Here is a 6344-nt window from a genome sequence, read left to right on the forward strand (position 1 = left end):
TAGCTTACCGTTGCATTGGCTGTTCCTGTGATGGTAAAGACTGCATCGTCGCCACTACAGATTGGACTGTTGCTTGTTAGATCAGAAACTGAAACACCACAAGGTTCAGTGGTAAAACTTCCAGCTTCTAAATACACTACACTATCGTATGTAGCATCATTTACATCCGTAACGATTAATTTTATGTGGTATGTTTGCCCTGGTATTAAGCCCGTTTTTGTTGCAGTAAGAGCTCTCGTATTTCCATTAAGTTGCGTTCCATCTATAGGACCCAAATATTCAGCTGTAACCATATTTGCAACCCAGTTTGAGTTTGCAGAAGTACAATTGCTAGCATTAGGTGAACCTCCGCTGCTACCTACAACTCCATTGTTTACTGAATTGATTGATACATCAGACCCATTCGCCAACGATGCTATATTTTCAGCATCATTTGTATATCCTTGTCCACCTGTAATTCCAGGTCCATTTATTAAAAAACCAAAACTATCATTATATGAAGAGCATTGGTAATTGATAAACCCGCTACTATCTTCATACTCTTCAGAACCAAAAACGTATCTAAAAGAGACTGTACTTTCAACAGGAACAAAATCAAATTCTAATATAGAAGCATTGAAATAATTTCTGCTTCCTGCTAAAATGTTTAAATCGTTAATATTGGTACTACAAGTTCCTGATTCTCTAATTTCTCCAGAAGTACAAGAAGTATACGATGTTGCCATTTGCCCAGCTGCAGCAGGATTTGACCCAAGTGCTAACGGAATTGTAGAAGTATTTCCCGTTGATAAAACAACTCCTTCTGCAAATCCCATTTCGCTTAAAGTTGTGGTTGCTGTAGCAAAGTAACCTACTTGATATCTATTGCCATTATTGTAAACACCTTGAAAGCTGACATTTGAGATAACAGTACCACTTCCTGAGGGAATTAATACTCCATCAACCAATTGTGTAATTGTATGTGACGTGTTATCAATACTAATTTGAGCATTGACTTTACTAAAGCCAAAGAAAATAAGAAAAGCCAATAATAATTTCAAGGTAGTTTTCTTTTTCATACAAATATCTTTTATTGGTTGAGGAAGAGAAATAATATAAATTTTGGGTATTATTTCTAACACAGAATGTTTCATAATTTATTAAATAATCAAACTGCACCTCACTTTTTTTCGATGTATGATAGGGAAATCTATAGTGAACTACAGTTTAATTAAGGTTGTAAGTAAATATGTAATAAAAACTCAAATTTAATTTTATCTAATACAAGATCATAGTTAAAAAAATAGTATTTTTAAGGAATTAGAAATAAAATATTATGACTAAAACACTGAGCTCTAAACTGATTTCTTCAATGAATATGAATGAAAAAAGGTATTTCAAGATTTATTGCAAACGTCATACTATAGGAAGTCAGAACAAATATGAGTTCATGTTTACCTTACTAAATAAGAATTCGAATTTAAGCGATGACTCCATCAAAGAATCTTTATTATCTAAAAAATATAAATCAAAAAACCTTTCTTCTGATTTTAATTATTTAAATAAACTCATATTACGTTCACTTAATGAGTTTAACTTAAATAAAACCACTGACCTGAAAGTAAAAAGTAATATGATATCTATTGAAATCATGTTTCTAAAAGGATTATATGATGAATGCTTGAAGCTAATAGATAAAACAAAGCGAATAATTAAACTGAATGAAAATGGAGCTTTGATGTTAGATCTATTGAATTGGGAAAAAAAATGCTTAGGATATTCTAAAGGTTTTTATAGTGCAATGGCGCTAAATAATACTATTGATTTATATTTTAAATCATATTCTTTAAACAGAACTATTACCGATTTATATTACCAAAGTTATTATTTAAAAAAAAACGTTGATAAAATATCTTCCGACGTACTATTAAAAGAAATAGAAGTTATTAAAAATAACCCTATAGTTGTAAATGGCATTAATGATTTAATGTCTATACAGTCGCGTGTTTTCTTTTATTTAATATTTTCTAATTTTTATTTTATCGAAAAAGACTTACCTAATGAATTACTTTTTTTAGAAAAAACCATCCAAGTTTTTAATGATAACATTCAATACAAAAAAGAGAACCCTTTGGATTTTATATCAATTTACATTCGAATAATTGATATTCATAGAAATTATGAACGCTCTATTTTTTATGAAAAAATAAATATGTTGAGAAGCCTCGATTCAACCTTAAGTTTTAAAAAAGATGTTATTGAAGAGCGTATTTTTTTTCACACATCAAAAGCAGAGTTAGAGCACTTTATTTTTAATAATAATATAGACATTGCGCATGAAACTATGGTTAAAATAAAAGAGACAATATTAAAAAACAAGTATAAAATAGAGCCCTATTATTATATAGACTTGTACTATATTTTTGCTTGTATTCACTTTCTTAATAAAAATCTTTCGGCCGCATTAAAATTTGTTAATACCATATTCAACGAGTATAAATTAAAACAAAAGCCTTCTGTATATATCAAAACTGAGCTTATGAATATTATCATTCATTTTGAATTAGAAAATTATGATGTGACTCTCTATAATATTGATGGTTTTAGAAAAAAGTATCTTCCTATTTTTAAGATTAATCCTATTGAAAAGAAAATAATAAATATTATCTCTAAAATTTCAAAAAATCCTCATTCAAAGATCAAATTGAAAGAGTATGAAAAATTATCCACAGAACTAGATGCATTGGAAATTTCACCATCTAGCGTTTCGAATTGTTTTTATCTAAATTATGTAAAATCAAATGCATCCTAATAACTATTTGATTAGCTTTAAATAAATAGCTATTAGGAATTACATTATTGAAATTGTTTAATTTTTAAGAAGTCATATTACCTTTTCAGCGTAAAGTGATTTTTAAACTCTTTTGGCGATCCATCAAATGGATCTTCATATTCTACTTTGAACCAATAATCATTTGACGGCATTGGATTTCCGTTGAAAGTTCCATCCCATCCTTGTCCTGCAGGACTGATTTGTTTGAGTAATTTTCCATACCTATCAAAGATGTATATTTTAGCTCCTGGTTGGTTTTGTAATCCGATGATATTCCATGTTGGATTATAAGCATCACCATTTGGTGTAAAGAACTTCATATAATCTATAATTAAAAAGTTTCTTATTAATTCTCCACATCCATTGGTATCACTTACAGTAATGACATGTTCTCCTGGTTGTAAATCTAGAAACTCACCACTTATTTGCCATTCTCCATCATCCAATTGATACTCATAATTTCCGGAGCCACCCGAAGCCGTTGCTGTCACATTGTGTACATCTGCAAAAGCAGGTGTAGTAACTTGAATATCGAGTACACTTGGCGCAGATGATGCTTCATAAGTTACACTATCTGTGTAGGTACAATTGGTTGGATGATTCTCATCAGTTACTATAACGCTGTATGTTCCAATGGTTGTAACCTCTATTGTAGCAGTAGTTGCTGTTCCATTTGGTGTTGTCCATTGATACGTATATCCAGCTCCAAAATCTACACCAATAGTTCTAATATCTAAAGCGATTCCTGTGTCAGCATCTATACATAAAACATCATCTGCTGGCAACGTAAAGACTGGTAATGGATTTACTTGTAGATTTACTATAATTGGATCGGAGATGCATCCTGTAATGGTTTGACGTACATTTGCATATAAGGTTTGCGGATTGGATGTATTGGTATACGAATCTGCATTAGCAATAGCATTTATATTTGCAGCTGCATCCGTAGCTGTTTCATAATAAGATACTACCATATTGGTTTGACCGTTAATAATAACTGCATCCAAACTTGTTAAATCAAACACTGCTGTATTTTGATCTGTTTCATCGCTAGCACATAATTCATAAGTTGATGGCGCAGTTGCCGTTGGAATTGGCTCTACACTAAGTTCTAAACTTGCAATGTTATTTGTATTGACACATCCAGTAGTAGTATTTTCCACTCTGATAAATACTGTCTGTGGATCAGTTGTATTTTCAAACCCATTGGTTAAGGCTCCTGTACCAGCTAAAGCATCCGCTACCGTTGGATGATAACTTATTGTAAAGTCATTCACATCCTGTGGTGCAGTTAGTAAATTAAGTGAAGCTGTTACTACATCCCAATCAAACTGTCCTGTATTATCAGCGTCATATTCACAGAAAACAAAATTGAAATCGGTATCAGTAAGTACTGGTAATGGATGTACAATTACTGGCAATTCAACAATGGTATAACAAGGTAACATGTTACTATCAATCTGAACATCACTCTGCACACGCACATAAATAATCACCTGTCCATTTGCATTGGCTGTTGCCATATCTACCATATGCATTGTTGGATCTATAATTGGATTCAGATTGTCGGCTGCATCCATCTGAGTTACATGATAGCTCACTGTTACATTGTTCTCATTATCCACAATCTCTGCCTCTGACAAAGTTAGATCAAAGGTTAAAACACCATCAATATCATCATCACACTCCGTGAGTGGCTCAGGCATTGGGTTAGGTGTTGGAATTGGAAGTATGCGAAGTGTCATCGTAATATCAGTAGTACATCCAGCCGCATTGGTAGCTCTTATATAAAGTATTTGTGGATTCACTACATTTTGATATGCTGTCGGATCAACAATTGGTGCATCACTGGCTAAATCAGCTGCATTTGCATAGTAAGAAAGCGTTAAACTGGTGTCGCCGCCTGTAATTTCCAAATACTTATCGGTTAAATTAAAAGTTGTAAGTTCATCACTTTGATCACCACTTTCTGCATCATCACATAAAGCAAATGGTGTTGGTTGCACTAATACTGGAGGTCCTGCTACAATGAGGTCAAAACTTCCAATAGCATAACAATTAGTCGTATTGTGTTCTAATCGTACCCAAATCGTTTGCTGGTTCGCTATAATGTTAGTGTAACTCGTTAAGTTCACTATTGGGTTTGATCCATTTATTGCATCTGCTTCACTCTCATGATACGTTAGTGTATAATCTCCTGGTGTTTGAGTCCCATAGATTTCTGTTTGTGTCTGAGTCAAATCAAACATTGTAATTCCATTTAAACTATCTGCCTGATCACAAACCGTTAGATCTGTAATATTTAGAGGCAATTCTGGAATTTGACTTACGCTTATAATTAATGGTGTTACTGTAAAACATCCTGTTACAGTATTGGTAGCCAATACATATAAGGTTTGAGTATCCATTACAATGTTAGTGTATGGACTTGTCAGTGCGTCTAAATTATTGTTGGCACCTGTTTCTGTTTCATGAAAAGTATATACTACATCTGGTTCATTGTTGATAATAGCACTTGTTAAACTCGTTAAGTCAAAACTAGCAAATCCGTCATTATCATCATCACAGATATCAGCTGTTAACATCCCGTTTGGATCTAGTGTTGGGCTTGGCAGTGGATTTACACGAATGTCAAAGGTAATAGTGTTTTCACAACCTGTAGTATCATTGGTTCCTTTTACAAAGATCGTTTGTACTCCAACCTCTACATTACTATACATTGTTGGATTGGCAATTGGTATATTGTTCGTTAAATCTGCTGCACTTGCATAGTATTGCAAGCTAATACCTGGCATGCTGTTTAGTAAATCTTCAGCTAATGAAGTTAAATCAAATACTTCCATACCGTCATTTAAGCTAACAGCATCACAAAGTTCCAAACCTGTAAGCTGTACAAGAACTGGAAGTTCATTGACTATTAATGTTAAGTTGGTAATACCAACACAGCCTGTAGTTTGATCTTCCACACGTACCCAAATTGTTTCTGGACTTGGTGGAATGTTACTGTACGCATTCGGATTGTTGATTTCTCCCGTAGCAGTTCCAGCGATAGCATTTACCTGTGTGTTATAGTATCGAATTGTATGTGTCGTAGGATCTTCACCGTTTAAAATATCTGCTTCACTCTGCGTTAAATCGAATTGCGCAATTTGGTTTGCGGAAATATCATCACATTCTGCCAAACTTACAGCATCTAAAGCAGCAATTTCTGGAATATGATGTACAATTAAATCTAGTGCAACTACATTAAAACATCCTGAAACAACATGTTCTATACGTACATAGATTGTTTGATTATCGGCATTGATGTTGGTATACGTATTCATTAATGGGTTTACAGCATTGTCAGCATCTTCTGGTGTTTCGTAAAAGCTTACTGTAACATCTGTAGCTCCGCCCGTAATTTGGTTAATAGCATCACTCAAAGTAAAAACACCAAAACCATCATTATCTGTATCACAGTACTCTAAAGGTGCTGGAGAAGAATTAGCAGTTATTGACACTACCGTAATAGTCATCGTTTGAACCGTTG

The 6344-nt window shown here is 33.3% G+C and carries 3 protein-coding genes; 1 reads left to right on the forward strand and 2 read right to left on the reverse strand.

The window, feature by feature from the left end; all coding sequences use genetic code 11:
• The coding region (locus ACRBBL_RS26580; RefSeq protein WP_431372142.1) for a choice-of-anchor L domain-containing protein at window positions 1-1058 on the reverse strand (1058 nt) is incomplete at its 3' end.
• A gap of 371 nt (window positions 1059-1429) precedes the next feature.
• On the opposite strand from ACRBBL_RS26580, the gene ACRBBL_RS26585 reads away from it, so the two are divergent.
• Entirely contained in the window at window positions 1430-2791 is a 1362-nt protein-coding gene (locus tag ACRBBL_RS26585; RefSeq protein ID WP_431372143.1) for a hypothetical protein, read from the forward strand.
• A 77-nt stretch (window positions 2792-2868) separates the two neighbouring features.
• Here the strand turns inward: ACRBBL_RS26585 and ACRBBL_RS26590 are convergent.
• The coding region (locus tag ACRBBL_RS26590; RefSeq protein ID WP_431372144.1) for a T9SS type B sorting domain-containing protein at window positions 2869-6344 on the reverse strand (3476 nt) is incomplete at its 5' end.

The organism is Kordia sp., assembly GCF_050633145.1.
GTDB lineage: Bacteria > Bacteroidota > Bacteroidia > Flavobacteriales > Flavobacteriaceae > Kordia.